The sequence below is a fragment of the Virgibacillus sp. AGTR genome, from assembly GCF_016919725.2.
GTDB lineage: Bacteria > Bacillota > Bacilli > Bacillales > Amphibacillaceae > Virgibacillus > Virgibacillus salarius.
The window spans coordinates 1-1,820 of sequence record NZ_JAJERH010000149.1; the positions used below are offsets into that span (position 1 = coordinate 1).

The 1,820-nt window shown below is 45.9% G+C and carries 1 pseudogene; it reads left to right on the forward strand.

The annotated features are described in order from the left end of the window. Positions 1-134: 134 nt before the first annotated feature. A pseudogene (locus tag JUJ52_RS22850) lies at positions 135-1,420 on the forward strand (IS110 family RNA-guided transposase). Positions 1,421-1,820 lie beyond the last annotated feature (400 nt).

Genomic DNA, 1,820 nt, shown 5'->3' on the forward strand with positions numbered 1-1,820 from the left:
AGGAGCATTCCTGTAAGGGAGAAATTTGAGGGGATATCGAAGCAGAGTCCGGATGCATAAAAAAAGCCCTCTTGGTACGATAGAGAGTGTCATCACGATGACCTCGAATTAAGTACCGAAGGAGGACTTCTACTATGGATTTTACACAAAATATGCGCATAGCGCAAATCAACGAAAACACACTGATCATTGGTGTCGACGTGGCCAAAAAGAAACATGTAGCACGGGTGATTGATGATCGGGGCAGAGACCTAGCCAAAAGGTTAGTGTTTACTAACTCTCATCAAGGTTTTTTACGCTTCTCACCTGGGCGAGAGAGCTGGCGAATGAACATAAACGTCCGGACATCATCATCGGCATGGAGCCAACCGGTCATTATGGGCTGAACTTGGCTTATTATTTGAAAGCAGAAGGGATCCATACGGTAGGTGTTAATCCGATGAAGGTAAAACGGTTCAAGGAAATGGACGATGACTCCCCGACCAAAAATGATACGAAGGATGCCAAAGTCATCGCTCAAATCATTAAAGACGGGCGTTTTCATGAACCCACACTACCCGAGGATGTCTATGCCGAATTGAGGGAAGGCATGAAACTACATGACATCATCCAAGAGGACTTGTCTTCCATCAAAGCACAGATGCATAATGCGCTGGATCGCTATTTTCCGGAGTTCCTAGATGTCTTCAAAGACTGGACCGGGAAAGCAGCACTCCACCTACTGGAAAAGGGGTATCTTCCTGATGATATCCGACAGGCTTCGGAAGAAGACTTGATGGCCGAAGTGAAAAACGCTGCCCAACGTGCAGTGGGGATGAAACGTATCCAGGCATTAAAACAGGCAGCCGAAGATAGTATCGACCTGACGGTCGGTTTAAGCATGGCACGCGAAGAATTCCGTTATCTTATTGACCAATACAAGGCCCTAGAAGAACGACTCGTCGCTCTTGAAGCACAACTCGAAGAACTCGTTCTTCTGGTTCCTGGGGCGGAGCAGATGATAGCCATCAAAGGTGTCAGTACCATGACAGTGGCCGGTTTCTTTGCGGAAGTCGGTGATCTATCGAATTACAGAGATCCACGCCAAATTATCAAATTAGCGGGACTCAATCTGATGATGAATCAATCCGGGAAATTCAAGGGGCAGACAACCATTACGAAACGAGGACGCAAAAGGCTGAGAAAGCTCCTGTATCAGGTGGCACGCCCCCTCTCGTTTCATAATGAAGCTTTCCGAAAGCTTCATGACCATTACCGTCATCGATCCATCAATCCCTTAACTGGGAAGCAATCGTTTATCGCGCTAAGTCGTAAACTTGTGAAAATCTTTTATGTGTTAGGGACACGCAAGTGTACCTTCAGTGAAGAACGCATGATCCGGGATATCCCCGGTGTTTCAGACTTACAGGAAACTGCCTAAACAAAAAAGATCTATTTCGTTTTGAGACCCATTGTTTGAACATTCGAAGCACGGAGAAGCCGGTCGATATTTTCACCGTTAGGGCTTTGACCCGCTTTAGGAGCATTTCCGGCATCCACCATGGTCAGGTTGAACGAAGGAATTTGCGCGCATTGACGCCGAGAGACATGGGAGGGTCCACCGCCATGCGTAACGTGGAGATCCAAGGTGCGATCATACGAACGCAAACCATTTAATGGAAAAAATCCATGGATGTTTAGTTGGTGCCATCCCTTATTTCCATAAATATCATTTATTTACAGATGAAGGAACGATCAACCCCCATTCTCTTTGAATGATATAAAGTAAACGGGAGAAAAACGGAGTAATTCTGAGATAATTTTAATTTATAGAGGGAGGT